The sequence below is a fragment of the Janthinobacterium sp. Mn2066 genome (assembly GCF_049319705.1).
GTDB lineage: Bacteria > Pseudomonadota > Gammaproteobacteria > Burkholderiales > Burkholderiaceae_D > Janthinobacterium.
The window spans coordinates 486,990-512,262 of sequence record NZ_JBMOUF010000001.1 but is presented as its reverse complement, the minus strand read 5'-3'; the positions used below and the strand labels follow the sequence as shown (position 1 = coordinate 512,262).

Genomic DNA, 25,273 nt, shown 5'->3' with positions numbered 1-25,273 from the left:
GTTATTACATTTTCGAGTAACAGGGCGCCATATTCACATGCAATCGTTATAAAAAGAACTAACTATTTCTCATTTGCTTAGATTCGAAATGCATAGTCAACGGCATATACAGTCCGGGGACGAAAAAAAACGCACCGGTGAAGGTGCGTTTTGGCTGGGGCGATACCGGTATTATTTATTCGGCTGCGGCGTCAGACGCAAGTACGGCTTGGCGGCCGTAAAGCCTTTCGGATATTTCTGCTTGATCACGTCCGGATCTTGCACGGTCAGCGGGATGATGACGTCGTCGCCATCTTTCCAGTTGCCCGGCGTGGCCACAGTGTAGCCGTCCGTCAATTGCAGCGCATCGATCACGCGCAGGATTTCATTGAAGTTACGGCCAGTACTGAGTGGATACGTGAGGATCAGGCGTACTTTCTTGTTCGGGTCGACGATGAACACGGAGCGCACGGTGGCGGTCACCGATTGTTCCGGGTGGATCATGTCGTACAGCACCGAGACTTTCTTGTCGACGTCGGCGATGATGGGGAAACCCACCACCGTGTTTTGCGTCTCTTCGATATCCTTGATCCACTGCTGGTGCGATTCGGCGGCATCGACGGACAAGGCGATGGCTTTCACATTGCGCTTGTCGAATTCCGGTTTCAGCTTGGCCGTCAAGCCCAGTTCCGTGGTGCAGACGGGGGTGAAGTCAGCCGGGTGGGAAAACAGCACCACCCAGGAATTGCCCGCCCACTCATGAAATTTGATTTTACCAATCGAGCTGTCTTGTTCAAAATCGGGGGCGACATCGCCCAGGCGTAAAGTCATCGTGATCTCCTTGAGGTTCTAACTATTCATGGTGTGCCAGGCATTCAGGCTGCCTGACGGTGACGGCGGTCTATCTGTGCCAGATCAAACAAAGTTTGCAATTGCGCCTGGCCATATACCCAGTCGCCAAGTTTGGATTCGGCATTGATATGGCCCAGGGCGCCGCCATCAATATACTTGCAATTCCAGCGCCGTGCCCATAAGGCCGCGTGTTCGGCTGTCATCCACGGGTCCGTCTGGCTGGCGATCAATATGCCGGGACAAGGCAGGCGCTTGTGCGGCAAGGCTTTCACCACGCCAAACTTCTCGGGATCGGCCGGCCCCACCAGCAGCACGCCGGCCACGCCCTGCGCATCGCGCGCCAGGCTGTGGGCGGTGGTCAGGCAACCGAAACTGTGCGCCACGATCAGGGTCGGACGGCTGTCTTGCCGCCGCACCTGGTCCAGCCGCGCCGACCAGGTAGCCAGGTCCGGCGTTTCCCAGTCATCTTGCTCGACCCGCTCGAATTGCGGATACAGGCGCTGCCAGCGGCTTTGCCAATGCTCGGGCCCGCTGTTATGCAGGCCCGGCACGATCAAGACCCGGTAATCCGAAAAACTGCGCAGCGCCATGGTGGTTTCCTTCAATCAGTATGTTCTGGCAAGCGTTGCCGCCTGCCATCAATATGACCCCGTCTTATTTCGGTTGGTAAATCTGGTCGAAGATGCCGCCGTCCGAGAAGTGCGCTTTTTGCGCGGCAGTCCAGCCGCCCGCCACTTGCTCGATGGTGAACAGGTTGACCTTGGCAAACTGGTTCGCATATTTCTTGGCCGCTTTTTCAGTGGCAGGACGGTAGTAATTCTTGGCGATGATGTCTTGCGCTTCATCCGTGTACAGGTAGTTCAGGTAAGCTTCGGCCACCTTGCGCGTACCGTGCTTGTCGGCAAACTTGTCGACCACGGCCACCGGCGGTTCCGCCAGGATGCTGACGGATGGCGTGATGATGTCGAACTTGGTCGGGCCCAGTTCCTTGACGGCCAGGTAAGCTTCGTTTTCCCAGGCGATCAGCACGTCGCCAATGCCGCGCTCCACGAAGGTGGTGGTGGCGCCACGCGCGCCGGAATCGAGCACGGGCACGTTTTTATACAGTTTGCCGAGGAATTCCTTGGCCTTGGCTTCATTGCCGCCCGGTTGGCGCAGGGCGTAGCCCCAGGCTGCCAAATGGTTCCAGCGGGCGCCGCCCGAGGTTTTCGGATTCGGCGTGATGACGGACACGCCAGGCTTGATCAGGTCGTTCCAGTCCTTGATGCCTTTCGGATTGCCCTTGCGTACCAGGAACACGATGGTCGAGGTGTAAGGCGAGCTGTTGTGCGCCAATTTCTTTTGCCAGTCCGGGGCCAGCAGCTTGTGGTCGGCCAGCGCATCGATGTCGTAGGCCAGCGCCAGGGTGACGACATCCGCTTCCAGGCCGTCGATCACGGCGCGCGCCTGCTTGCCCGAACCGCCATGCGATTGTTTGATCTTGACGTTGTCGCCCGTCTTGGCTTTCCATTCCTTGGCAAACGCCGTGTTCACATCCTGGTACAGTTCGCGCGTTGGATCGTACGAAACATTGAGCAGGGTGATATCGGCAGCTTGTGCGGTTTGCAGGAGCGCAAACGCGCTGATGGCAGCAGCAATGATGATTTTTTTCGACAGCATCTAAGATCCCCGTGTGGTTGAACTTTCAGAAGCACCAGATTACGGTGCATTGCTAAGAAAGAGAACGAAGTGTTTCGGCATTTTATATGCGATTTTCGCATATGGCCGCCACATAAAGGGAAACTCGGGTCTTATCGAAAATAAATTTAATAGTAGCGGTTGAACAAGACGACAGCCCAGGTAGCAAACGCCAGCAAACACGTCAGCAGCACGGCTGCGCTACCGAAGTCCTTGGCATTCTTCGACAGCGGATGGCGTTCCAGCGAAATGCGGTCCACCACCGCTTCCAGCGCGGAATTGATCAGTTCCACGATCAGCACCAGCAGCAGCACGCCGATCAGCACCAGTTTTTCAAAGGCGGAAATCCCCAGCAGCAGCGCGATCACCGCACCCACGACAAACAGCCCCAGTTCCTGGCGGAACGCGTGTTCATGGCGCCAGGCCGACTTCAAGCCGTCCAGCGAATAAAAGAAGGCGGAAAAGATCCGTTTCACACCACTTTTACTCTTGAATTCATTGACTGGTTGCATGGTATTCGTCTTTCTCCCTGTTTCTGTGTGCCAGACATTATGCATGGCGAGCATCGACTGTGGCAGTTTTTGCTTACACATCTCGCAAGGTTGCATTATTTTTTCACATTGTGGTATAAATATGCATGAATACTGCATTGCACCAAATCCATCATGAAAATTGAACCCGTCGCACCCCAGAAGACGACGATCCAGGTTATCGAACGCATGGTTGCCCTGCTCGACGCCCTGGCAAAATATTCAGACCCGGTCAGCTTGAAGGAATTGTCCAAGGTATCGGGCCTGCACCCGTCGACGGCGCACCGCATCCTCAACGATATGGTGCTGACGCGTTTTGTCGACCGCATCGAACCGGGCACCTACCGGCTCGGCATGCGGCTGCTGGAATTGGGCAATGTGGTAAAAAGCCGCCTCAGCGTGCGCGAAGCGGCGCTCGATTTCATGCGCCAGCTACACAAGAAGACTCAGCAGACGATCAACCTGTCGGTGCGCCAGGGCGATGAAATCGTGTATATCGACCGGGCCTTTTCCGAGCGCTCGGGCATGCAGGTGGTGCGCGCCATCGGCGGGCGCGGTCCCTTGCACCTGACTTCGACCGGCAAGCTGTTCCTGTCCGTCGATGAACCGAAAGCCATCCGCGCCTACGCCACGCGCACGGGCCTGGCTGGACACAACAAGAATTCCATCACGGATTTGCACAAGCTGGAGCGCGAACTGAGTTCGGTGCGCGAAAACGGCTATGCGCGCGATAATGAAGAGCTGGAACTGGGCGTGCGCTGCATGGCGGCCGGCATCCGCGACGACTCGGGCAAGCTGATCGCGGGCCTGTCGATTTCCGCCCCGGCCGACCGGCTGCAGGATGAGTGGCTGGAAGACCTGGTGCAAACTGCGCACCAGATTTCAGTGACGTTGGGTTTTATTCCGCACGACTAAAAATGTTCAGGGCAAGGCCGCCCTGGACCTTTTCTTAACCGCCTGACATGCTGATATTGGCGGGTTTCAGGGCTTCCAGCCACTTGCGCATGCGGCCCGCATCGGCCGTGCGCGACTGTTTCCCCTTGGAATCGAGGAAAACCATGATCACGGAGCGGCCTTCGATGACGGCCTGCATCAGCAGGCAACGCCCTGCTTCATTAATAAAACCCGTTTTCTGCAAGCCGATTTCCCAGCCGGGATTGGCCACCAGGTGATTCGTATTGCCAAACTGCATAGGGTGGCCGCTGGCTTCGACGATGGCTTTCGGATCGGTGGAATACTGGCGCAGCAGCGGTTGCTGGAAGGCCGCCATGGCCAGCTTGGCCAGGTCATGCGCGCTGGCCACATTCATTTTCGACAAGCCGCTGGAATCGACGTAATGCGTATCCATCATGCCCAGCTGGCGCGCCTTGGCGTTCATGGCGTCGACAAAGGCGGGCAAGCCGCCCGGATAATTGCGGCCCAGCGCCGAAGCAGCGCGGTTTTCCGAACTCATCAGGGCGATATGCAGCATATTGGCGCGGGTCAGCTGCGAGCCCACTTTCAGGCGTGAACTGCTGAACTTGGCGCGGTCGACATCGTCGTCCGTGATCGTCAGCACTTCATCCATGTCCTGATGGGCTTCGACCACCACCAGGCCCGTCATCATCTTGGTGATCGAGGCAATCGGCAGGGCCACATTGGAATTCTTTTCAAACAGCACTTCCGCATTGGCCTGGTCCAGCACCAGCGCCACGCTGGACTTCAAATCGAGCGGATCACGGGTCAGGTTCAAGCCCGCCAGGTCGCCCATGGTGGGTACGGGCGCGGCCATGGCGACAGCGGCGCTGCTGACTTTTTGATACACGACCTTGCGCTTGCCATGCACGGTGATGACGCGGCGCACGGTTTTTTCACGCGGCGCGGCGGCCGTGGCGTGTGCGCCCTTGCGCAGCACGACCTTGACTTTCTTGGGTTGTTTCTTGGAAGCTGAGGATTTGCTGTTCGCGTCCTTGGCGTACACGACCGCAGCCGGCGCCAGCGCAAACAGCAGGGAAGCCAATACTCCCAGAGCAAGTTTAAACTTAGCCATTCAATAATTCCCCATGAAGCTGTTGCATTATTGCAGTGTAGCGAAATGTAGAGTAATCGCAAGCCAATTTAACAGTTGAGACAGTATTAATTGCGTTAATGGAATAAAAATCGTTGGTGACGAGCAAACAGGCTCATCCTTAAACAGCGGTTTTCCTGTGCAAACCGCTGGATTTTCTTCTTTTTTTATTCTTCGAAGAATTTAACAAAACCGGGCAAAGGCTCGCGTTCCGTGGTCAGGCGGTTCTCCACCTTGTCCGGATCGGCATAACCGAGGGCCATGCCGCACACCACCATTTCGCTGGCCGGTATGCCCAGTTCATCGCTGATGATGTCGTGGTAATGTATGAAGGCCGCTTGCGGACAGGTATCGAGGCCACGGGCGCGGGCGGCCAGCATGATGTTTTGCAAGAACATGCCGTAATCGAGCCAGGAACCCTGCTCCAGTACCCGTTCAATGGTGAAGATCAAGCCGACGGGCGCGTCGAAAAACTGGAAGTTGCGCCCGTGCTGGGCCGCCATGCCCTCCGTGTCGCCCCGCTCCAGTCCCAGCAGTTGATACAGGTCCAGGCCGATCTTGCGGCGGCGTTCGATAAACGGCGCCGTCCACTGGCGCGGGTAATACGTATACGAGGCCGTGCGGGCCGGTGCTTCCGGCAGTTTCGGCGCGGTGTAGGCAGCCAGGATGCGTTCCGACAGGCGCCGGCGCGCGACACCGGAGACCACATACACTTTCCACGGCTGCATATTGGCGCCCGATGGCGCGCGCGCCGCTACTTCGAGGATGCGCTCCAGGTCGGCGCGCGGCACCGCATCCGGTAAAAAGGCGCGGATGGAGCGGCGCGACAATATCGCTGTATCGACAGCACGCTGCTGTTCTGCTGTTTGCTTGTTTTCCAACTGACTCTCCTGCTATGTGCTGTTTATTACTTCTTGACCACAAAAATCACGCCAACCACGGCCACCAGCATGCCGGTTATGCCCAGCATATTAAACGCTTCGCCAAACATCAGCCAAGCCATCACGGCCGTCGTCGGCGGCGTCAGGTACAGCAGGCCGGTGACCTTGGTGGCGTCGCTGCGGCGTATCAGCGCAAACAGCAGGAAGATGGCGCCGATCGACAGCACCAGTATCGACCACAGCAAGGCGCCGATAAAGTTGGCCGTCCATTGCACCTGGCTGAACTGCCAGTCCAGCCCTTCGACATACCAGGCGAACGGCAATACCACCACGATCGAGGCGGTAAATTGCACCACGGTGCCGGTGCGCAAATCAAACTGCGGACAATGGCGCTTCTGATACAGGGTGCCGGCCGTCATCGACAGCAAGGCAAAGACGCACAGCAGCACGCTTCCCGGTGTCAAGCCGACCAGATTGATCTTGGCATACACCACCAGGGCGACACCGAGCAAGCCAAAAGCCAGGCCCAGCCATTGACGGGGACGCACCGATTCGCCGATCAAGGGGGCGGCGCACGCCGTCAATACCGGTTGCATGCCCACGATCAAGGCGCTCAAGCCGGCCGGCATGCCCAGCTTGATGGCGCACCACACGCCAGCCAGATAGCCCGCCTGCATCAATACGCCGGCCACGGCGATCTGCCGGAATCTTCCAACCGGCCATGGCGCGCGCAAGAGCAGCACCAGCGGCAGCAAAATCACCAGCACGCCCAGGAAGCGCAACAACAAGAACGTCAATGGCGGCGCGTACGGCAAGCCGAACTTGGCCACGATAAAGCCTGTGCTCCATAACAACACAAAGAAGGCGGGCAAGGCCATCGGTGTCAGGGTGGCAAGTAAAGAGGATTGATTGCGGTCGCCGGCGGCGGCGGGAGGAATGGACATGGCGACAATTCAGGTAAGGTGCGCTGCACCAGCGCGGTGCACCGGTGGGGGAGCCAAAGTCTAGCATGCGGGGCGGAGCGGGCCCTCAAATCCAGCCTTCGAGGATAGTTTTCCAGTAAATAATTTATAACATGCAATCAAATATAATTCTTTAGAAACAAGGGTTTTGATGCAAATCTATTCAATTGTTGCATCGCACAAAATTCGCTTGACTTAACTTTTTTAAACCGTAGAATAGGGTTTGTTGCGTTGCACAATTCTTGTTCAGCTTGAAATTCAGAAGCCTCTGCTTTCCAACCGGTCCCCGGTCTACGCAGCATCTAATTAACCAGATTTTAATATTTTGGAGATTTACATGTTTTCAATCCCTGAGCAGTTTTCGTCCGCTACCAAAGCCAACCTGGAAGCCCAATTCAACCTGTTCTCGTCGCTGACGGGCAAGGCCTTCGAAGGCATCGAAAAAATCGTTGAACTGAACCTGACGGCAGCCAAGGCTACCCTGGAAGAAACGACATCGGCCGCCAAGCAACTGCTGGCCGCCAAAGATCCACAAGAATTTTTCTCGCTGAGCGCCGCCCAAGCCCAGCCTAACGCTGAAAAAGCCATTGCCTACGGCCGTCACCTGGCAGCGATCACGTCCGGCACCCAAGCTGAATTCAGCAAGGCTGCTGAATCGCAAATCGCCGAAACCAACCGCAAAGTTATCTCGCTGGTCGAAGAAGTCAGCAAAAACGCGCCAGCCGGCTCGGAAAACGCTGTCGCCATCTTCAAGACCGCGATCGGCAATGCCAACGCAGGCTACGAGCAATTCTCGAAAACCAGCAAGCAAGCCGTTGAAGCGATCGAAGCCAACCTGGCATCGGCCGTGAACCAGTTCACGCAAGCGGCTGAAAAAGTCGTGCCGCGCGCCGCCAGCAAGTAATTGCTTAGCTTAGTTAGCTTACTGAGTTAATTGTTGCACCGGACCGTCCCTGACGGTCCCGCAAGCCTCCTCCTGGCATCCCTCCGTACTCCCCCACGGATGCCGTTATGCCCCGGTCCCGCCGGGGCATTTTTTATGCTGCGTCTGGTTTACTCGCCGAGATACGCTGCCTTGACGCGCGGATCCTCCAGCATGTCGGCCGCATTGCCTGTCATGCTGATCAAGCCCGTATCCATCACATAAGCACGGTGCGCCGCCTGCAGGGCCAAACGGGCGTTCTGTTCGACCAGCAAGATGGTGATGCCTTCGCTGGATACCTTGCGTATCACGTCGAAGATTTTCTCGACCATGATGGGCGACAGGCCCATCGACGGTTCGTCGAGCAGCAGCAAGGTCGGGTGGCACATCAGGGCGCGCGCCATGGCCAGCATCTGCTGTTCGCCGCCGGACAGGGTGCCGGCCATCTGCGCCGCCCGTTCTTTCAGGCGTGGAAACACGGCGAACCACTTGTCGATATCGGCCTCGATGCCCACCTTGTCGGTGCGCGTATAGGCGCCCATCATCAGGTTTTCCCGGATCGACATGCGCGTAAACACGCCCCGCCCTTCCGGCACCATGGCCAGTCTTCTTTCCACCAGCTGGAAAGACTGGCTGCCCTTGAGCGACTGTCCCAGATACGTGATCGTGCCGTCCACCTTGCATGCGGGCAAAGTACCCGTGATGGCTTTCAGGGTGGTCGTCTTGCCGGCGCCGTTCGCGCCGATCAGGGCGATCAGTTCGCCCTGGTTCACTTCCAGGTCGACGCCCTTGACGGCCTGGATGCCGCCATAGGCGACCGTCAGGCCGGCGACCTTGAGTACCGTGTTGCTCATGCGTGCGATCCCCCCAGGTAAGCCTCGATCACGGCCTGGTTTTGTTGTATTTCGGCCGGCAAGCCTTCGGCGATGCGCTTGCCATATTCCAGCACGGTAATGCGGTCGCACAAGCCCATCATCAGTTTCACGTCATGCTCGATCAGCAGCACGGTCTTGCCTTCCGCCTTGATTTTTACCAGCAACTCGCGCAAGGCCAGTTTTTCCGTGGCATTCATGCCGGCCGCCGGCTCGTCCAGGGCCAGCAGGACGGGATCGGTGGCCAGCGCGCGGGCGATTTCCAGGCGCCGCTGGTCGCCATACGACAGAAAGCGGGCCGTGCGGCTGGCAAAACGGGCGATGCCGACGAAATCGAGCAATTCCATCGCGCGCCGGCGTATGGCCGCCTCTTCCTGACGCGCCGCCTTATGCCGGAAGATGGCGCCGAACACGCCCTGGTGCGAACGCACGTGGCACCCCACCATCACGTTTTCCAGCGCCGTCATGTCGCCGAACAGGCGGATATTCTGGAAGGTGCGGGCAATGCCCGCCTTGGCCACCTTGTGCGGCGCCGAGGGAGAATATGGCTTGCCGGCCAGCTCGAACGTGCCCGTATCAGGTTGATACAAACCCGTGATGACGTTGAAGAAAGTCGTCTTGCCGGCGCCGTTCGGGCCGATCAAGCCATAGATTTGCCCTTGCCGGATGGTAATACCCACGTCCGTCAGCGCCTGCAGGCCGCCGAAACGCTTGTTGACGCCGGCAATATTAAGGATGATTTGTTCGTTCACAGTCTGCTCCATGGCCATCACGTCGCTACCACGCCAGTCGATTGATTGGGCTGGTCGACATCGTGGTCGGGCCTATCCTCGCTCTTCGGCGACGGCCACAAGCCGGCCGGGCGCGTGAGCATGATGACCACCATCGCCAGGCCGTACAGCAACTGGCGCAACACTTCCGCATCGATGATGACCTGGCCGAACAGCGCTTGCTGGGCCGGCTCGACCACGTGGCGCAGCACTTCCGGTATCGAGGCCAGGATCACGCCGCCCAGGATCACGCCCGGGATATGGCCGATGCCGCCCAGCACCACCATCGCCAGCACGGCAATCGATTCCGTCAGACTGAACGATTCCGGTGCGACAAACCCCTGGAACGAGGCAAACATGGCGCCCGCCACGCCGCCAAACGAGGCGCCCATGGAAAACGCCAGCAATTTTACGTTGCGCGTATTGATGCCCATCGCCTTGGCGGCGATTTCATCTTCGCGGATGGCCACCCAGGCACGGCCCAGGCGCGAATGCTGCAAGCGGCTGGTGACGAACACGATGGCGATGCACAGCAACAGGAACAGAAAGTAATAGGCATTCACGGACGGCATGGAAAAACCACCGAGCATCACGGTGCTGTTGCTGCCCGCCTCGCCCGCCAGGTTGACGCCGAAGATGCGGATCGGGTCGATCATATTGATGCCCTGCGCCCCATTCGTGAAGTTGATGGGCTCATTCAGATTGCCCATGAAGATACGGATGATCTCGCCAAAGCCCAGGGTCACGATGGCCAGGTAATCGCCGCGCAGCTTCAGGGTGGGCGCGCCCAGCAAAGCGCCGAACAGGCCGGCCAGCGCGGCGGCCAGCGGCACGATGGCCCAGACCGACAGGTGGATGCCGTTTTCGCGGATTTCCGGCCCCAGCACATGCACCAGGAAATCGCCCAATACCGGGTACTCGTTGACCACCGATTCGAGCAGGATGGCAAACTGGGGCGAGGCAAGCAAGCCCGTCAGGTAGGCGCCCACCGCGTAAAAGGCGATGTAGCCAAGGTCGAGCAAGCCGGCAAAGCCCACCACGATGTTCAGGCCCAGGGCCAGCATGATGTACAGCAATGCCATGTCGACGATACGCACCCAGGAATTGCCGAACTGGGCGGCAAAGAAGGGGAATACCATCAGCAAGGCGGCCAGGCCCAGCATGTCCAGATACGCCTTGGCCGGATTCTTTTTGACGTTGAAATCGAGTAATGCCATGGTGCTCTCCTCGGATGGCGTCAGGCGCGGTCGGCCACGCGTTCGCCCATGATGCCGGACGGACGCAGGGTCAACACGATGATCAATACGATGAAGGCGAAGATATCCTGGTAATTGCTACCAAGGAATCCACCGGTGGCATACGCGATATAGCCGGCGCCCAGGCTTTCGATCAGTCCCAGCAAGATACCGCCCAGCATGGCGCCATAGATATTGCCGATGCCGCCCAGCACCGCCGCGCAAAACGCTTTCAAGCCGGGCAACGCCCCCATGGAAAATTTAACTGAAGCATAGTTGGCGCCCCACATCACGCCGGCTACGGCGGCCAGCGCGGCGCCGATGGCAAACGTGGCGACGATGACTTTATTGGAATCGACGCCCATCAAGCCGGCCACGCGGGGATTTTCCGCCGTGGCCCGCATGGCGCGGCCCATCTTGGTTTTCTCTACCAGCAAGACCAGCGCGCCCATGGAAATGGCGGCCAGGGCCAGCAGCAAGACTTGTGTCTGCGAAATGACCGCGCCGCCGATATGCAGCGGGTCGGTCGACAGCAGTTGCGGGAAGGGCAGCGGATTGCGGGTCCAGATCATCATGGCAAAGGTTTGCAGCAGGATCGAGACGCCGATGGCGGTAATCAAGGGCGCCAGGCGCGGCGCATTGCGCAGGCGGCGGTAGGCGACCCGCTCGATCAGGATATTGACGAGGATACAGACGGGAATCGCGCCGAGGATGGCGGTGGCCAGCTTCAGGTAGCCGGGCCAGTCGGGCACATAGATGCCCAGCAGCTTCAGGATGCTCAAGCCCACCATGGCGCCGATCATCAAGACATCGCCGTGGGCGAAATTAATCAAGTTCAACACGCCATACACCATCGTGTAACCGAGGGCGATCAGGGCATACATGCTGCCCAGCACCAAGCCGTTGATGATTTGCTGGATAAAGATATCCATGGTCTGATTGCCCTATCAAATATACATTTTTCGGGAACAACATCTAAGCAAAGCGCATCGCAGATACAAAAACGGCACTGGAGGAAAGCTTCCTTCAGTGCCGATTTCAATCATTCTCACCAGGACGGTGCAATGCACCAGAAATGGGCGTTTGCAGCGTTAGTCAGAACAGCAATGAACTCAAGCGTTGGCAATCATAACGGTCTTTTTGAAAAACTAAACTTGGAATAATTTGGCTATTTTCAAATTAAATTTGGTTTTCAAGCGAATTTTTATGCTCGACAAATCAGGCGACTTCGCGTTTGATACCATCCAGTCCCTTGGGCATGGGGAAGGTCACCGCCTCCTGCACACCGTCCAGTGGACGCACGCTCTTCACGCCACATTCCTTCAAGCGGTCGATCACGGCTTGCACCAGCACCTCGGGCGCCGAGGCGCCAGCCGTCACGCCCACCCGTATTTTGCCTTCCAGCCAGGCCGGATCGATCTGCGAAGCGTTATCCACCATATAGGCTGGCGTGCCCATTTTTTCCGCCACTTCGCGCAGCCGATTCGAGTTCGAACTGTTTGGACTGCCGACCACGACCACCAGTTCCACCTGCGGCGCCATGAATTTCACGGCTTCCTGGCGGTTGGTGGTGGCGTAGCAAATATCGCCCTTTTTCGGCTCGGTGATATTCGGATATTTCTCTTTGAGGGCAGCAATAATGTCGCGGGTGTCGTCAACTGACAACGTTGTCTGCGAAACATAGGCCAGGCTGTCGGGATTGCCCACTTGCAGCTTTGCCACATCGTCCAGCGTTTCCACCAGATGCATGCCCATGTCCGCCTGGCCCATCGTGCCTTCCACTTCAGGATGGCCGTCGTGGCCGATCATGATGATCTCGCGGCCTTCGCGGCGCATCTTCGCCACTTCCATATGCACCTTGGTGACCAGCGGGCAAGTCGCATCAAAAATGCTCAGGCCGCGCGATTCCGCTTCAGCCCGCACGGCTTTCGACACGCCATGCGCGGAAAATACGAGGGTATTGCCCGCAGGCACATCATCGAGTTCATCGATAAAGATCGCGCCCTTGCTGCGCAGATCGGCCACCACATAGGCGTTGTGCACGATTTCGTGGCGCACATAGATGGGCGCGCCAAATTGGGTCAGGGCCCGCTCGACGATTTCAATCGCCCGGTCGACACCGGCACAAAAGCCACGCGGCTGGGCCAATAACAGTTCTTTATCCATCGTTCTGCTCCTTACAGCACGGAAATCAGTTTCACTTCGAAACGCAGCGGCTGGCCAGCCAGCGGGTGATTGAAGTCGAACAGGGCCGAATCGTCGCGCATCTCGCGCAATACGCCGGCAAAACGGCCGCCGCCCGGTGCGGCGAAGTCCACCAGGTCGCCGATCTTGTAATCGGCGCCCGGCACCGAGTTTTCATCGAGGGTGGCGCGCGAGACCGATTGCACCAGTTCGGGATTGCGGTCGCCGAAGCCTTCGCCGGCAGCCAGTTCAAAGGTCTTGTGCGTGCCTTCAGGCAAGCCCAGCAAACGCTGCTCCAGGAACGGCGCCAACTGGCCCTGCCCCAGCATCAAGGTGGCAGGATTTCCGTTAAAGGTCGTGACAATATCAGTACCGTCCACCGTGGCAAGACGATAATGCAGGGTGAGGTAAGCCGCTTCGGTGACGACTGCTGGTTGCGCGTTGGACATAGTGTGTTTTCAGGTAACTGGTGCAAAACGATATTGTAAGCCACACTGGCCGCGCCTGCCCCATGGCATCGTCAAACAAGTCCGCGCACGTGCAAAACAGGAGAACAACATGGCTATCAAGGATTGGCCAGCCGGCGAGCGGCCGCGCGAGCGCCTGATACAGGATGGGGCGCAAGCGCTGTCGGACGCGGAATTGCTGGCCGTCTTCCTGCGCACCGGCGTGCGCGGCAAGAGCGCGGTGGAACTGGCGCGCGATACAGTCGAACATTTCGGCTCGCTGCGGGGCCTGTTTGGCGCCAGCTTGGTGAGTTTTTCTGCCGTGCATGGCATGGGCAGCGCCAAGTTTGCCCAGTTGCAAGCGGTGCTGGAACTGGCGCGGCGCGCCATCGTGGAAGATTTGCAAGCGGGCCAGGCCTTGAATACGCCGGGCGCCGTCAAGGATTATCTGCGCCTGCTCTTGAGCGGCCTGCAGCATGAATCGTTTGTCGTGTTGTTTCTGGACGTCAAGAACCGCTTGATCACGACGCAGGAAATGTTTCGAGGCACCCTCACCCATACCAGCGTCTACCCACGCGAAGTCGTCAAGCAAGCCCTGCTGCATAACGCTGCCAGCATCATGCTGGCGCACAACCACCCGTCCGGCGTGTCCGAACCGAGCGAGTCGGACTTGCTGCTGACGCGCATGCTGACCCAGGCGCTGTCACTGGTGGAGGTGCGCATCCTCGACCATTTCATTGTCGCTGGACAAAAGGTGCACTCCTTCTCCGAGCATGGACAACTCTAGGCATGTTGCGGCTGTGCGTCAGTTAACCATGTGTAAACAAGGACATAGGTGCACAAGCTGAGGCGTCGCCATAGCAGTAAACCAGGAAGTTTACAAGCTTTCCCCCTCCAAAACCTCTGGATTTAAAGATTGTTAAATTAATTCAAAACAACAAGACACAATTGTTTTTCGCAAGTCATTGATAAAGCTGCTTTTTTTGGATATACTCTCGTTTTTCCAATTGTGGAATGTCTTTAAGGAGTGCGCCATGGCACGTGTTTGCCAAGTCACTGGGAAGAAGCCGATGGTCGGCAACAATGTTTCCCATGCAAACAACAAAACCAAACGTCGTTTTTTGCCTAACTTGCAAAATCGTCGCATTTTTGTTGAATCTGAAAACCGCTGGGTCTCCCTGCGTTTGTCCAACGCCGGTCTGCGCGTCATCGACAAAGTCGGCATCGACGCCGTATTGGCCGATATGCGCGCTCGTGGCGAAAAAGTCTAATTAGCAGAATAAGGGAGCTATCATGGCAAAATCAGGCCGCGACAAAATCAAGTTAGAATCGACCGCCGGTACGGGTCACTTCTACACCACCACCAAAAACAAGCGTACGACGCCTGCGAAAATCGAGATCATGAAATTCGATCCTAAAGCACGCAAGCACGTAACGTACAAAGAAACCAAGATCAAGTAATTGATATTGTGTTCTCTGATGAAAGAGCCGCTCTGATGAGCGGTTTTTTTTCGCCCCGGCCTTTTAATCCAGCACTAAAAGCTGGCAGGCAAAAAAAAGCTATGTCACCGTCAGATGTGGAAACTCTCCCAAGGTTGCCTTCAATAATGTTTCAGCGGACAGGATGCGCCTGGCGTCGAGTATCCAGCGCCAGCCCAGATAATTGGGCAGATAACGTGTCGCCACGCCATGAAAAATGCTCAGCCATCCGCGCAAGCGGCTGTGATACGCGTTGACGTTCTGCACGTGGACCGCGCCGCGCACGCGGATGCCGGCACGCAAGTTGACGGCTTGATGGCTGATGCCCGTTTCCCGGGCAAATGCGGCATACGCCGCATGGCTATCGGTTACCAGCAGGATGTCGCGGTCGATCACGGGCGGCAAGCAATGCAGGAGTTGCTTCTTCGTCAGTTGGCCCTTGCCGGTGACGAAGTCGATGGTTTGCCCGGTGCGGTCGCGCGCTACCAGGATGCACACCTGTTCGCTGGAAATGCCGCGCTGCCGGGCATGACCACCACGCCGGCGTGCCGGACGCAACAAATGCCGCGCCCCTTTCTCCGATTCCAGCAGATACAGCTCATCAGCCTCGGTGATGCCATGCAGGCAGCGCGGACGGTCGGTTTTTGCCAATGCTAAAAAACAGTGGCGCCAGCGAAAACTGGTATTGCGATGGATGCCCAGTTGCTGGGCAGCCTTGCGTACCGAGTCCGAGTTCAGCAAGCAATTCGCGTAGTCCAGCCATAGGACTTTATGCCGGAGATGCGCCAGGGGCGTGCCCGTCAGCGCATTGAATGTTTTGCCGCAAGGAACGCAGCGATAACGCTGCAGATCGTTGGCGCGGCCGTGCCGGTGCACATGCCGAGAGTGGCAAGCCGGACAACATAGGCGTGCCTGGGCCGTGCGTTCGATCAGCGCGACAGCCGCTTGTTCGGGCGGCGTACCGCTCAACATTACTACGCTGTCCAGGCGCTGGCGCCGGGACAGCATGGCGAACTGCATGATGAACGCCTGCCATTGAACCTGTTGCATGGCCATCTCCCTGTTTGGCTGGTCTGATCAGTCAGACCTCAGCTTTGCAGGCAGGTTCCCCTATTTAATGAGGACAGAGCCAAAAAAATGGCCCCGCAAGCGGAGCCATTCATGTCACCTTAGTTTGTTATCAGGCATAACTACGCAGGCGCAGCGAGAAATCTTGCAGCGACTTGATGCCGGACGCTTCGGCGCGCATGCACCAGTCTTGCAGCTTGTGCAGCAATTGTTCACGCGTAAAGTGCGAGCGCTCCCAGATGGCGCCCAGTTCCACGCGCATATGGTGCATGGTTTCCAGCGCCTTGCTGTGCTGGAACAATTCCGACAATTGCTCATGGTGCGCATCGGCCAGCTTGGCCGGTTCGCGCTGCATCAGCTTGCGCGATGACTTCAGGAAACGTTTTTCCAGCTGCGCCTTGTCTTTCAAGTGGTCCAGTTCTTCTTTCCAGGCATGCTTGATCGATTTCGCATATTTGGCCATCACGTCATAGCGGTTGGCAATCACGGATTGCAAGGTCTCGAAATCCGCTTCGCTCTTGCCGTGAGAAAACTTCGGCTCGGGCGCCAACTTCTTCACCTTGGCCAGGCCCAACATTTCCAGGATACGGATATAGCCCCAGCCAATATCGAACTCATACCATTTTGACGACAGTTTGGCCGACGTTGCATACGTATGGTGGTTGTTATGGAGTTCTTCACCACCGATCAGGATGCCGAAGGGGATGATGTTGGTGGCCGCATCGGCGCAATCATAGTTGCGATACCCCCAATAGTGACCGATGCCATTGATGATGCCGGCCGCCGTCACGGGAATCCACATCATTTGCACGGCCCACACGGAAATACCGATCACGCCAAACAGGATGAAGTTGACCACGAACAGGATCACCACGCCCAGCCAGCTATACTTGGTGTACAGATTGCGCTCAAGCCAGTCGGTTGGCGTGCCATGGCCGTATTTGGCCATGGTTTCCATGTTTTTGGACTCGGCACGGTACAGCTCGGCGCCTTCCCAGAAGACTTTCTTGATACCGCGCGTGACCGGGCTATGCGGATCCTCTTCCGTATCGCACTTGGCGTGATGCTTGCGGTGGATGGCTGCCCATTGCTTGGTCACCTGGCCGGTCGTCAACCACAGCCAGAAACGGAAGAAATGGCTGGGAATGGCATGCAATTCCAGTGCGCGGTGCGCCTGGTGGCGGTGCAGGTAAATCGTCACGCTGGCGATGGTGATATGGGTGACCACCATGGTGTACAGAAAAACTTGCCATGCGGACAGATCGGTAATACCAGTTGCCATGAATTGCAATACTGCGTGTAAAACGGAACTCAATGTCATTACTACTCCAAGTGGATGGGGCGTGTGCACGGTCGCTCCAGTCTGGCTGGAGGTCCGGTAGTGTGATTTTAGGCGTAATTGTACGCGCTAATAGGGACGATCAGGCGAAATTGCGCCTTAGACCGCCTATCAAAACCTACTGCGCGTCGCGATTTGCGGCCTGCGATGCTCACTGTGCATCCGCACAGCTCCGCTTCTCAGGCCAACGGGGGCGCCGAGCCTCACTGCCGCTCGCTACGGTTTTGTCAGGCGTTCTTAAGCCTGCTGATCATCAGGTCCTGCAGCAGGCGCGGCAGCTTCCGCCAGCGCGACGGCCGGCATGCCGATAATGCGCAATTCGCGCTGCGGGAACGGCACGGAGACCTTATGTTCCTGCAAGGTACGCCAAATGGCGCGATTGACGTTCGACTTCACCCCGCCCGTGCCATTTTCAGGGTCGGCGATCCAGAAACCGATCTGCAGGTCGAGTCCATCGGCGCCGAAACGCACCAGGGTCGCCGAGGGCGGTTTGGTTTGCGATACGCGCGGCACGCTGGCCGCCGCCGCTTCCAACAGGGGGAAGATGGTATCGATATCGGTGTCGTAGCCCACCGATACGGTGGTGGCCAGCCACACCATACTGTTCGACAAGGACATATTCTGTACCCCGCCGGAAATCAGCATTTCATTGGGCACGATCGATTCGACGCCATCTCCGCCCAACAGCACGGTATAGCGCGTATTAATCTGCGTAACCTTGCCATTGAACTGGCCAACGGTGATGACGTCGCCGATAGTCAGGCTGCGGTCGAGCAAAATGATGAAGCCGGAAACAAAATTGGCGGCAATCTTTTGCAGGCCAAAACCCAGCGCCACGCCGAAGGCGCCGCCAAACACCGACAGCACGGTCAGGTCGATGCCCACCAGCGACAGGCTGACCAGCACGGACACGAGGATCAGCACGGCGCGCCCCATGCGCGACATGACCACGCGCAAGGAGGAATGCAAGCCTTGCATTTTCATCAAGCGATCATCGAGCGCGGTCGCCGCCCACATGGCCAGCACCATCAACACGGCGACAGAAATGGCTGCCTGCAAAATGGCGGCCACCGACACCTTGTTGCGGCCCAGCGGCACCACGATACCTTCCAGGAAAGCGTGCAGGTCTGGCCACAGGCCCGTGATATACAGGGCCATGCCCAGCCATACAACGATGGTGAATACTTTTTCCAGCAACAACATGGTCGGGCTGATTTCGCCGTGGCGGGCAAAAATGCGCCGCAGCACATAAAACCCGAAGCGCACCAGCGCCATCGAGGTGCACAGGGGAATGGCAATGCTGAGCAGGTGGACGGTCTGGAAGCGGGACAGGACGTGCTGCGTCACGCCCAGCAACAACGCCGCCAGCACGGGCGTCAGGATACGGATAAAACTGTGCGTGCGCCGCAGGGCTTCGGCGCTGACGGGCGCGGAGGTACTCGCCGCACTTTCGGCGCGCTGGTTCAGGAACACGCGCAACTGGCGCACCAGCACCCAGCTCAGGGCCAGGCAGGAGGCGATGGCCAGCACCTGCCACAGAATGGCCGGCTGGCGAAAATCGTCAACAAAATCAGTGATCAGGTTCAGCAGTGGCGTATCGTTCATGGCTGGGGCACTCAGGGTAGTGGAACGGCATGGGCCGCTGGCCCCTGCCATGCGCCAGGCGGCGCTGGCTGGTGGTACTGGTCTTGATGGCGGCCCCTGCCGTTGGCATGGGCCGCTTGCAGCGCTTACTCGTCTTGCTCGCCGCCAGCCGGTTTTTCATCGGCAAACACTTTTTTCGGCATCACTTTGCGCTCGAACACGGCAGCGAAGAAGCCATCGGTCTGATGCTGGTGGGGCAACAGTTTCAGATAATCGCCCATTTCCAGCTCGATCTTTTGCTCGGCCAGCACCTTGCTCATCGGCACCAGGAAGAAATCGGGATGGGCAGCCAGGAATTGCTCGGCGATCACGTCGTTTTCTTCATTGAGGAAGCTGCAGGTGGCGTACACCAGGCGGCCGCCGCCCTTGACCAGGCGCGCCGCGCCCGACAGGATGGCTGCCTGCTTGACTTGCAGTTCGCCGATGGCATTCGGTTGCTGGCGCCATTTCACGTCCGGATTGCGGCGCAGGGTGCCCAGGCCGCTGCAAGGTGCATCGACCAGCACGCGGTCGATCTTGCCAGCCAGGCGCTTGATCTTGGCGTCGCGTTCATGCGCGATCTGCACCGGATGCACGTTCGACAGGCCGCTGCGGGCCAGGCGCGGTTTCAGCTTGGCCAGGCGTTTTTCCGACACGTCGAAGGCGTACAGCCGGCCCGTGTTGCGCATCAGTGCGCCCAGCGCCAGGGTCTTGCCACCGGCGCCGGCACAGAAATCGACCACCATCTCGCCGCGCTTGGCGCCGACGATCTGCGACAGGATCTGGCTGCCTTCGTCCTGCACTTCGATCGCGCCGCTCTGGAACAAGGGCATGTTTTGCAAGGATGGCTTCTTGACAACGCGCAAGCCCAGCGGCGCGTACGGCGTCGGCGTGCTCAGGATCGGCGCTTCGGCCAGGGCCAGCATCACGTCTTCGCGCGTGGACTTGAGCGAGTTGACGCGCAAGTCCAGCGAGGCCGGTGCATTCAGGGCATCGGCCAGCAGCATGGTGTCCGTTTCGCCGAACTGGGCGATCAGCTTGTCAAACAGCCATTTCGGCATATTGGCGCGCATGGTGGCCGGCATCAGGTTGCGGTCGATCTGCTTGATGCGGTCCAGCCATTCCACTTCTTCTTCCGTCAGGCCGCCCAGCGAATCGGCGCCCATCGCTTCGGCCAGGCCGAGGATGGTCAGACGGCGCATGGTCGGGCCATTGCCCGCTTCGGCGAAGTCGGTAAAGAACGATTTATTGCGCAGCACGGCATAGATGCCTTCGGCGATGGCGCCGCGCTCGCGCGAGCCGAGGCGTGGATGGTCGCGGAAATAGCGCGACAAGGTGGTATCGGCCGGCGCCGTAAAACGTAAAATTTCGCGCAATACTTCTTCAGCATTCGCAAGTATTGCTGGTGGCAATCTCATTGTTATTCTTCCTGTAATATTTTATTGAGGGTCCACGCGGACCTGGCCATGCTCGACGGACAGTTTATCGTCGATGAACAGGCGGATGGCGCGCGGGTAAAGCAGATGTTCCTGTACCAGCACGCGCGCCGATAAGCTTTCTTCTGTGTCGCCTGGCAAGACAGGCACCACCGCGCTGGCCACGGCCGGACCATGATCGAGTTCGGCCGTGACGAAATGCACGGTCGCGCCGTGTTCGGTCACGCCCGCCTCGATGGCCTGACGATGGGTTGCCATGCCCGGAAACAATGGCAGCAGCGATGGGTGGATATTGAGCATGCGCCCCGCGTAATGTTCCACGAAGGGGGCAGTCAGGATGCGCATGAAACCGGCCAGCACCACCAGATCGGGGCTAAAACCATCGATCACGGTTTGTAAGACCGCTTCAAACTCGCTGCGGTTGGCATAATCCTTGTTGGCAACGACTGCGGTCGCTATCCCGTGTTCCGCGGCAAACACCAGTCCCTGGGCATCGGCCCGGTTACTGATGACGGCGGCAATACGGGCAGGCCACTGCTCGGCTTGCGCCGCGCGCACGACCGCTTCCATGTTGCTGCCGCGTCCGGAAATGAGGATAACGATATTTTTCATAGCGCGCATTGTACCCGCTATGACGGTGCGAATCTAGAAAGGCCGGCATTATTGTTGCGGCGCAGCATACACCAGATGGCGCTGGCGCGTTGCGCCGTGCCAGATTTCCCCCTCCAGTAGCGCCCTGTTTCAGCGCTGCGTGACAAGAGTGGGCATTTACTCGAACGAGTAGAAGACGCGGAACGGGACTTTTTTCTCGGCCCAGTAGTCGGCCGCGTCGCGAAACACGTCGAGCAGGGTCTCGCGCGCTTCCTTGTCAAATTTTTGCGTATTCGGCAATTGCTCGAGCACCACCAGGAAGCCCGTCTGCGTGCCTGCCTTATGCATGGTGTCCGTCAGGCAGACGCGCAGGGCATCGAAATTCTTGGCCAGGCTTTTCGGAAACAGGAATGCTTCTGCGATAATACCGATGACTTGTTGCTTGGTCAGGCCAGCGTGGCAGTGCGCATATAAAAAGTGCTGCCCGAGACGAATCGCCTCGTCTTGCAATTCGGTCACGCGAAAGGCACGGATAGACTGGACAAGGTTGGGCGGCACGGTTAGTAACAAACTCATTTTTCCCTCAAATCGACCTGTTATGTATGGATCTCTTCAAACTGCTGCGGTTCTTATTACATCCCGCACGCGGGTCAATGCGCACGCGGTGATTCGATCTGTATCAATTAAGGTATATATCAATTAAGCGATTCAGTACGATTTTATAAGCCATACGCGTATTAGGGTAACGTGTTGTTCTGCATGAATCAACCCGAATATGATGTCGAACGCAAGATTTGTTACAAAGCGCCCTGTTCAGCGAATCCAACATCGTGTATCGAATGAAAGTGCATGTTACAGACTGTGGGGAGAACGGGCTTTGCTGTTACATTTTGTTGCCATGTACATCACTACGTCACGACCAGCCGGACTACTATAGCTTCAGGTTAAAAAAAATGCCCTGAAAGATACTCTACATAACGAGGTAAGAAATGAACTTGCAAGCCAAATTATTGATGTCAGCCCTTTGTATCGGTGCTTTGCCACTCGCCCAGGCCGCCGACTTTGAGGATTTCGGCCGCGTCACGCGCGTCGTGCCACAAGTGGAACAGATCAACCGTCCACGCCAGGAATGCCGCACAGAGTACGTGCAGGTTCAGACTCCGCCACAACAGCGCAGCGCTGGCGGCTCGATCGTCGGCGGTATCGCCGGCGCCCTGCTCGGCAGCCAGGTGGGCGGCGGTAATGGCCGCACGGCCGCCGCAGCGGCAGGCGCGATCGCTGGCGCCGTGGTCGGTGACCGCGTCGACAACCAGAATAACTACCAGGGTGGCGTGCAGCAACAAGCTGTACAGCAATGCCGCCAGGTCGACCACTGGGAATCGCGCAACAACGGCTACCAGGTCTCGTATAACTACGGCGGCCGTAACTACACGAGCATCATGTCTTACGATCCAGGCGAAAAAGTACGTCTGCGTGTATCGATCGAGCCTTCGCAGCAGTAAGCTGCACAGTCTCCGTAATAGCCAACAAAATGCCAGCCCATGAGGCTGGCATTTTTTATGGCGGCTTGGGGCGGGCTATAATGCGGCACACTTTCAGGCCGTCTTATGCTTATCAAACGAAAATCCATCGAACAAGTCGAATCTTCACGCCCCGCCACGCGCAAGCCGCGCTACGCTCCCGTTACCCTGTCGGAAATGGATGGCGTGCGCTATCTGCATTTCGGCACCGAATGGGTGCAGGGCGCCATGCGCATCCGCAAGCCGGACTGGCCGGAACTGGAATACGCGCAACAGATGATGGCGTGGATGTTGTGGATCAAGCAGCCGCAGCGCCTGGCCCAGCTGGGCCTGGGCACGGCCGCGCTGACCAAGTTCTGCTACCGCCAGTTTCCCGAGGCACAGATCGACGCGATCGAACTGAACCCGTCCGTGATCGCCATCTGCGCTTCGATGTTCAAGCTGCCGCCCAATGACGAACACCTGCACGTGCGCGAAATGGATGCGCTGGACTACGTCAACGATAGCGCCAACCATGGCACGCTCGACGCGCTGCAAGTGGACTTGTACGACGCCACGGCGCGCGGCCCCGTGCTCGACAGCGCCGACTTTTACAGCGCCTGCTGCGCTTGCCTGGCGCCGCACGGCATCATGACGGTGAACCTGTTCGGCGACCACCCCAGCTACGCAAAAAACATCAAGGCGATGAAATTTGCGTTCGAACAGGTGATCTGCCTGCCTGAAGTCCATGATGGGAACGTGGTGGCCATCGCTTTCAAGACCAAAGTCGCGCTCGATGCCGACGCGCAGGCAGCGCTGCTCGAACGGGCAAAACAGATCGTCGCCGACACCAAGCTGCCCGCCAAATCCTGGCTCAAGGGCATCCAAAGCACACTGTAAGCCGGTCTTAGCCCAGGCCGGCGCCCTGAAAGGTAACCGGCCATGTCTTCTTCCCCGCCCCTGGCGCTACCGCAGTTGCTTGCCTGGTTGCAGGAAGATGGACTGCTGGATATCAAACAGGCGGCGCAAGTGCACGCGCAGGCTGCTGCCCGGCAAGCTGCGCCGCGCCACCCGCTGTGCAGCGTGGCCGATTGCGGCCTCCCCTCGCTGACGCTCGATACCCTGTGCGCCTGGCTGGCGCGGCGCGCGCAATTGCCCTATCTGCGTATCGATCCGCTCAGCATCGATTTCAGCCAGGTAGCGAACGTGATGACGGCCAGCTATGCGGCCCGCTTTAATATCCTGCCGGTGGAAAGCACGGCGGAGCGCATCGTGATCGCCACCGCCCAGCCGTATGCACTCGATTGGCAAGCGGGCCTGGGCTCTTTGGCGCCACGCAAGCTGAGCCTGGTGATTGCCAATCCAGTCCACATCGCCGACTATATCGCGCAGTTTTTCAGCCTGGCCGGCTCCGTCAAGGTGGCGCGGCAAGCCTCCGCGCAAGACGTCGCGCTGCGCCATAATTTCGAACAGCTGGTGGAACTGGGGCGGCATAAAAGCAGCCTCGACGCGAACGACCAGCATGTGGTGCGCATCGTCGACTGGCTATGGCAATACGCGTTTGCCCAGCGCGCGTCCGATATCCACCTGGAACCGAAACGCGATGCGGGCTATGTGCGCCTGCGCATCGACGGTGTGCTGCACCAGGCCTACCAGGTGCCGCCCGTGGTGATGCTGGCGATGACGGCGCGCATCAAGTTGCTGGGACGCATGGACGTGGTGGAAAAACGCCGCCCCCAGGATGGCCGCATCAAGACACGTAATGCCCAGGGGCAAGAAATCGAGTTGCGCTTATCCACCCTGCCCACCGCCTTTGGCGAAAAACTGGTGATGCGCATCTTCGATCCCGAAATCGCCATCAAAAGCCTGGCCGAACTGGGCTTTCCACCGCTGGACGCCGAACGCTGGCGGCAATTGACGGCGCATACGCACGGCATCGTGCTGGTGACGGGCCCTACCGGGTCGGGCAAGACGACGACCCTGTACAGCACGCTCAAGGCGCTGGCCAGCAGCGAAGTCAATGTGTGCACGGTGGAAGACCCCATCGAAATGGTCGAACCCGCCTTCAACCAGATGCAGGTGCAGACACAGGCAGGCATGGAACTGTCGTTTGCCGATGGCGTGCGGGCGCTGATGCGGCAAGATCCCGATATCATCATGGTAGGAGAAATCCGCGACCTGGCCACGGCCGAGATGGCAATCCAGGCCGCATTGACGGGCCACCTGGTGCTGTCGACCCTGCACACCAACGATGCGCCCTCGGCCGTGATGCGCCTGCTGGAACTGGGTCTGCCCGCCTATTTGCTGGAAGCGTGCCTGATCGGCGTGCTGGCGCAGCGCTTGCTGCGCTGCCTGTGTCCCGACTGCAAACAAGCTGAAACGGCGCCCGGAGAAGCGCAATGGCAACAGCTGGCGGGCGGCCAGCTGGCGCGGCCAGGCACCATCTTCATCCCCGCCGGCTGCCCCGCATGCCGGCAAAGCGGCTACCGGGGCCGTGCCGGCATCTATGAATTGCTGGTCGTGACAGAACGCTTCAGCCAGCTGATCAAGGCCGGCGCCGACCTGCACGCGCTGAGGCGCCAAAGCATACTGGACGGCATGACGCCGCTGCGCATCGCCGGCGCGCGCAAGATCATCGACGGCACGACCAGCATTGCCGAAGTATTGAAAATCACGGCGGCGCTGGAAGATTAAATGCAGTTTATGCGAGAAGGCTTTGCATTCATGCGCAAACCATATATAATGCGGCCTCTTTCGGGTCGTTAGCTCAGCTGGTAGAGCAGCGGACTTTTAATCCGTTGGTCGCAGGTTCGAATCCCGCACGGCCTACCACGAATGCGCAGCACTAAAAAGCCAATCCTCAGGATTGGCTTTTTTCATT

The 25,273-nt window shown here is 58.3% G+C and carries 27 protein-coding genes and 1 tRNA gene; 9 read left to right on the top strand and 19 right to left on the bottom strand.

The annotated features are described in order from the left end of the window. Window positions 1–171 precede the first annotated feature (171 nt). From ACL9RI_RS02200 to ACL9RI_RS02185, 4 genes are all read right to left on the bottom strand, one after another. A complete protein-coding gene (locus ACL9RI_RS02200; RefSeq protein WP_422724955.1) occupies window positions 172–810 on the bottom strand; it encodes a peroxiredoxin in 639 nt (212 codons plus the stop codon). A gap of 44 nt (window positions 811–854) precedes the next feature. Then, the gene (locus tag ACL9RI_RS02195) at window positions 855–1,421 is read right to left on the bottom strand and encodes an RBBP9/YdeN family alpha/beta hydrolase (protein ID WP_422724954.1); all 567 of its coding nucleotides are present in this window, start codon (window positions 1,419–1,421) and stop codon (window positions 855–857) included. Window positions 1,422–1,485: 64 nt separating this feature from the next. Further along, entirely contained in the window at window positions 1,486–2,490 is a 1,005-nt protein-coding gene (locus tag ACL9RI_RS02190) for a sulfate ABC transporter substrate-binding protein (protein ID WP_422724953.1), read from the bottom strand. 146 nt (window positions 2,491–2,636) lie between these two features. Continuing rightward, a complete protein-coding gene (locus ACL9RI_RS02185; protein WP_422724952.1) occupies window positions 2,637–3,020 on the bottom strand; it encodes a diacylglycerol kinase in 384 nt (127 codons plus the stop codon). Between the two features lie 153 nt (window positions 3,021–3,173). On the opposite strand from ACL9RI_RS02185, the gene ACL9RI_RS02180 reads away from it, so the two are divergent. After that, entirely contained in the window at window positions 3,174–3,953 is a 780-nt protein-coding gene (locus ACL9RI_RS02180) for an IclR family transcriptional regulator (RefSeq protein ID WP_422724951.1), read from the top strand. A gap of 34 nt (window positions 3,954–3,987) precedes the next feature. Here ACL9RI_RS02180 and pbpG read toward each other — a convergent pair whose 3' ends face one another. The 3 genes from pbpG to ACL9RI_RS02165 all read right to left on the bottom strand — a co-directional run bounded on the left by pbpG (window position 3,988) and on the right by ACL9RI_RS02165 (window position 6,910). Continuing rightward, on the bottom strand, window positions 3,988–5,067 hold the full coding sequence (gene pbpG, locus ACL9RI_RS02175; RefSeq protein ID WP_422724950.1) for a D-alanyl-D-alanine endopeptidase: 1,080 nt from the start codon (window positions 5,065–5,067) through the stop codon (window positions 3,988–3,990). 185 nt (window positions 5,068–5,252) lie between these two features. Then, window positions 5,253–5,966 carry a nitroreductase gene (locus ACL9RI_RS02170; RefSeq protein WP_422724949.1) on the bottom strand — a complete coding sequence of 238 codons (714 nt, stop codon included), beginning with the start codon at window positions 5,964–5,966 and terminating at the stop codon, window positions 5,253–5,255. Between the two features lie 26 nt (window positions 5,967–5,992). After that, window positions 5,993–6,910, bottom strand: a complete 918-nt coding sequence (locus ACL9RI_RS02165; protein WP_422724948.1) for a DMT family transporter — start codon at window positions 6,908–6,910, stop codon at window positions 5,993–5,995. Window positions 6,911–7,265: 355 nt separating this feature from the next. Between ACL9RI_RS02165 and ACL9RI_RS02160 the strand changes: the two genes are divergently transcribed. Continuing rightward, entirely contained in the window at window positions 7,266–7,832 is a 567-nt protein-coding gene (locus tag ACL9RI_RS02160) for a phasin family protein (RefSeq protein ID WP_183675588.1), read from the top strand. 149 nt (window positions 7,833–7,981) lie between these two features. On the opposite strand, the gene ACL9RI_RS02155 is transcribed toward ACL9RI_RS02160, so the two are convergent. From ACL9RI_RS02155 to ACL9RI_RS02130, 6 genes are all read right to left on the bottom strand, one after another. Further along, window positions 7,982–8,704, bottom strand: a complete 723-nt coding sequence (locus tag ACL9RI_RS02155; RefSeq protein ID WP_422724947.1) for an ABC transporter ATP-binding protein — start codon at window positions 8,702–8,704, stop codon at window positions 7,982–7,984. Next, a complete protein-coding gene (locus tag ACL9RI_RS02150) occupies window positions 8,701–9,474 on the bottom strand; it encodes an ABC transporter ATP-binding protein (RefSeq protein ID WP_422724946.1) in 774 nt (257 codons plus the stop codon). Before ACL9RI_RS02150 ends, ACL9RI_RS02155 begins: the two co-directional genes overlap by 4 nt. 17 nt (window positions 9,475–9,491) lie before the next feature. Further along, the gene (locus ACL9RI_RS02145) at window positions 9,492–10,709 is read right to left on the bottom strand and encodes an ABC transporter permease subunit (protein WP_422724945.1); all 1,218 of its coding nucleotides are present in this window, start codon (window positions 10,707–10,709) and stop codon (window positions 9,492–9,494) included. Window positions 10,710–10,729: 20 nt separating this feature from the next. Next, entirely contained in the window at window positions 10,730–11,659 is a 930-nt protein-coding gene (locus ACL9RI_RS02140) for a branched-chain amino acid ABC transporter permease (RefSeq protein ID WP_422724944.1), read from the bottom strand. Between the two features lie 286 nt (window positions 11,660–11,945). Further along, window positions 11,946–12,893 carry a 4-hydroxy-3-methylbut-2-enyl diphosphate reductase gene (gene ispH, locus ACL9RI_RS02135; RefSeq protein ID WP_183675583.1) on the bottom strand — a complete coding sequence of 316 codons (948 nt, stop codon included), beginning with the start codon at window positions 12,891–12,893 and terminating at the stop codon, window positions 11,946–11,948. Between the two features lie 11 nt (window positions 12,894–12,904). Beyond that, window positions 12,905–13,360, bottom strand: a complete 456-nt coding sequence (locus ACL9RI_RS02130) for an FKBP-type peptidyl-prolyl cis-trans isomerase (RefSeq protein WP_422724943.1) — start codon at window positions 13,358–13,360, stop codon at window positions 12,905–12,907. A gap of 109 nt (window positions 13,361–13,469) precedes the next feature. On the opposite strand from ACL9RI_RS02130, the gene radC reads away from it, so the two are divergent. The 3 genes from radC (at window position 13,470) to rpmG (ending at window position 14,818) form a co-directional block, all read left to right on the top strand. Further along, the gene (gene radC, locus ACL9RI_RS02125; RefSeq protein WP_422724942.1) at window positions 13,470–14,144 is read left to right on the top strand and encodes a RadC family protein; all 675 of its coding nucleotides are present in this window, start codon (window positions 13,470–13,472) and stop codon (window positions 14,142–14,144) included. Between the two features lie 247 nt (window positions 14,145–14,391). Next, the gene (gene rpmB / locus ACL9RI_RS02120) at window positions 14,392–14,628 is read left to right on the top strand and encodes a 50S ribosomal protein L28 (protein ID WP_008451488.1); all 237 of its coding nucleotides are present in this window, start codon (window positions 14,392–14,394) and stop codon (window positions 14,626–14,628) included. A 22-nt stretch (window positions 14,629–14,650) separates the two neighbouring features. Then, entirely contained in the window at window positions 14,651–14,818 is a 168-nt protein-coding gene (gene rpmG / locus ACL9RI_RS02115; protein ID WP_183675580.1) for a 50S ribosomal protein L33, read from the top strand. Between the two features lie 99 nt (window positions 14,819–14,917). Here the strand turns inward: rpmG and ACL9RI_RS02110 are convergent, their stop codons facing one another. The 6 genes from ACL9RI_RS02110 to ACL9RI_RS02085 all read right to left on the bottom strand — a co-directional run bounded on the left by ACL9RI_RS02110 (window position 14,918) and on the right by ACL9RI_RS02085 (window position 21,469). Continuing rightward, window positions 14,918–15,886 carry an IS1595 family transposase gene (locus ACL9RI_RS02110; protein ID WP_422724941.1) on the bottom strand — a complete coding sequence of 323 codons (969 nt, stop codon included), beginning with the start codon at window positions 15,884–15,886 and terminating at the stop codon, window positions 14,918–14,920. A gap of 130 nt (window positions 15,887–16,016) precedes the next feature. Then, a complete protein-coding gene (locus ACL9RI_RS02105; protein ID WP_422724940.1) occupies window positions 16,017–17,225 on the bottom strand; it encodes a DesA family fatty acid desaturase in 1,209 nt (402 codons plus the stop codon). 255 nt (window positions 17,226–17,480) lie between these two features. Beyond that, on the bottom strand, window positions 17,481–18,848 hold the full coding sequence (locus ACL9RI_RS02100) for a mechanosensitive ion channel family protein (protein ID WP_422724939.1): 1,368 nt from the start codon (window positions 18,846–18,848) through the stop codon (window positions 17,481–17,483). Window positions 18,849–18,973: 125 nt separating this feature from the next. Then, window positions 18,974–20,284: an RsmB/NOP family class I SAM-dependent RNA methyltransferase gene (locus tag ACL9RI_RS02095; RefSeq protein ID WP_422724938.1), complete on the bottom strand. Its 1,311-nt coding sequence runs from the start codon at window positions 20,282–20,284 to the stop codon at window positions 18,974–18,976. A 21-nt stretch (window positions 20,285–20,305) separates the two neighbouring features. Further along, on the bottom strand, window positions 20,306–20,914 hold the full coding sequence (gene purN, locus ACL9RI_RS02090; protein WP_422724937.1) for a phosphoribosylglycinamide formyltransferase: 609 nt from the start codon (window positions 20,912–20,914) through the stop codon (window positions 20,306–20,308). Between the two features lie 156 nt (window positions 20,915–21,070). Then, on the bottom strand, window positions 21,071–21,469 hold the full coding sequence (locus ACL9RI_RS02085) for a barstar family protein (protein ID WP_300756248.1): 399 nt from the start codon (window positions 21,467–21,469) through the stop codon (window positions 21,071–21,073). Window positions 21,470–21,882: 413 nt separating this feature from the next. On the opposite strand from ACL9RI_RS02085, the gene ACL9RI_RS02080 reads away from it, so the two are divergent. The 4 genes from ACL9RI_RS02080 (at window position 21,883) to ACL9RI_RS02065 (ending at window position 25,224) form a co-directional block, all read left to right on the top strand. Further along, window positions 21,883–22,395, top strand: a complete 513-nt coding sequence (locus tag ACL9RI_RS02080; RefSeq protein ID WP_422724936.1) for a glycine zipper 2TM domain-containing protein — start codon at window positions 21,883–21,885, stop codon at window positions 22,393–22,395. 105 nt (window positions 22,396–22,500) lie between these two features. Next, window positions 22,501–23,292 (top strand): spermidine synthase, encoded by a 792-nt coding sequence (locus ACL9RI_RS02075; RefSeq protein WP_422724935.1) that lies wholly within the window; start codon window positions 22,501–22,503, stop codon window positions 23,290–23,292. A gap of 42 nt (window positions 23,293–23,334) precedes the next feature. Then, entirely contained in the window at window positions 23,335–25,086 is a 1,752-nt protein-coding gene (locus ACL9RI_RS02070) for a GspE/PulE family protein (protein ID WP_422724934.1), read from the top strand. A 62-nt stretch (window positions 25,087–25,148) separates the two neighbouring features. Continuing rightward, a tRNA-Lys gene (locus ACL9RI_RS02065) sits at window positions 25,149–25,224 on the top strand. The last annotated feature ends 49 nt before the right edge of the window (window positions 25,225–25,273 follow it).

Coding starts and splice junctions, on each gene's coding strand:
- purN (WP_422724937.1), bottom strand. CDS start 20,914: ATGAAAAATATCGTTATCCTCATTTCCGGACGCGGCAGCAACATGGAA.
- ACL9RI_RS02200 (WP_422724955.1), bottom strand. CDS start 810: ATGACTTTACGCCTGGGCGATGTCGCCCCCGATTTTGAACAAGACAGC.
- ACL9RI_RS02160 (WP_183675588.1), top strand. CDS start 7,266: ATGTTTTCAATCCCTGAGCAGTTTTCGTCCGCTACCAAAGCCAACCTG.
- rpmB (WP_008451488.1), top strand. CDS start 14,392: ATGGCACGTGTTTGCCAAGTCACTGGGAAGAAGCCGATGGTCGGCAAC.
- ACL9RI_RS02155 (WP_422724947.1), bottom strand. CDS start 8,704: ATGAGCAACACGGTACTCAAGGTCGCCGGCCTGACGGTCGCCTATGGC.
- ACL9RI_RS02075 (WP_422724935.1), top strand. CDS start 22,501: ATGCTTATCAAACGAAAATCCATCGAACAAGTCGAATCTTCACGCCCC.
- ACL9RI_RS02195 (WP_422724954.1), bottom strand. CDS start 1,421: ATGGCGCTGCGCAGTTTTTCGGATTACCGGGTCTTGATCGTGCCGGGC.
- ACL9RI_RS02110 (WP_422724941.1), bottom strand. CDS start 15,886: ATGCAACAGGTTCAATGGCAGGCGTTCATCATGCAGTTCGCCATGCTG.
- ACL9RI_RS02070 (WP_422724934.1), top strand. CDS start 23,335: ATGTCTTCTTCCCCGCCCCTGGCGCTACCGCAGTTGCTTGCCTGGTTG.
- ACL9RI_RS02145 (WP_422724945.1), bottom strand. CDS start 10,709: ATGGCATTACTCGATTTCAACGTCAAAAAGAATCCGGCCAAGGCGTAT.
- rpmG (WP_183675580.1), top strand. CDS start 14,651: ATGGCAAAATCAGGCCGCGACAAAATCAAGTTAGAATCGACCGCCGGT.
- ACL9RI_RS02085 (WP_300756248.1), bottom strand. CDS start 21,469: ATGAGTTTGTTACTAACCGTGCCGCCCAACCTTGTCCAGTCTATCCGT.
- ACL9RI_RS02165 (WP_422724948.1), bottom strand. CDS start 6,910: ATGTCCATTCCTCCCGCCGCCGCCGGCGACCGCAATCAATCCTCTTTA.
- ACL9RI_RS02080 (WP_422724936.1), top strand. CDS start 21,883: ATGAACTTGCAAGCCAAATTATTGATGTCAGCCCTTTGTATCGGTGCT.
- ACL9RI_RS02095 (WP_422724938.1), bottom strand. CDS start 20,284: ATGAGATTGCCACCAGCAATACTTGCGAATGCTGAAGAAGTATTGCGC.
- ACL9RI_RS02185 (WP_422724952.1), bottom strand. CDS start 3,020: ATGCAACCAGTCAATGAATTCAAGAGTAAAAGTGGTGTGAAACGGATC.
- ACL9RI_RS02100 (WP_422724939.1), bottom strand. CDS start 18,848: ATGAACGATACGCCACTGCTGAACCTGATCACTGATTTTGTTGACGAT.
- ACL9RI_RS02190 (WP_422724953.1), bottom strand. CDS start 2,490: ATGCTGTCGAAAAAAATCATCATTGCTGCTGCCATCAGCGCGTTTGCG.
- ACL9RI_RS02105 (WP_422724940.1), bottom strand. CDS start 17,225: ATGACATTGAGTTCCGTTTTACACGCAGTATTGCAATTCATGGCAACT.
- pbpG (WP_422724950.1), bottom strand. CDS start 5,067: ATGGCTAAGTTTAAACTTGCTCTGGGAGTATTGGCTTCCCTGCTGTTT.
- ACL9RI_RS02180 (WP_422724951.1), top strand. CDS start 3,174: ATGAAAATTGAACCCGTCGCACCCCAGAAGACGACGATCCAGGTTATC.
- ACL9RI_RS02140 (WP_422724944.1), bottom strand. CDS start 11,659: ATGGATATCTTTATCCAGCAAATCATCAACGGCTTGGTGCTGGGCAGC.
- ACL9RI_RS02130 (WP_422724943.1), bottom strand. CDS start 13,360: ATGTCCAACGCGCAACCAGCAGTCGTCACCGAAGCGGCTTACCTCACC.
- radC (WP_422724942.1), top strand. CDS start 13,470: ATGGCTATCAAGGATTGGCCAGCCGGCGAGCGGCCGCGCGAGCGCCTG.
- ispH (WP_183675583.1), bottom strand. CDS start 12,893: ATGGATAAAGAACTGTTATTGGCCCAGCCGCGTGGCTTTTGTGCCGGT.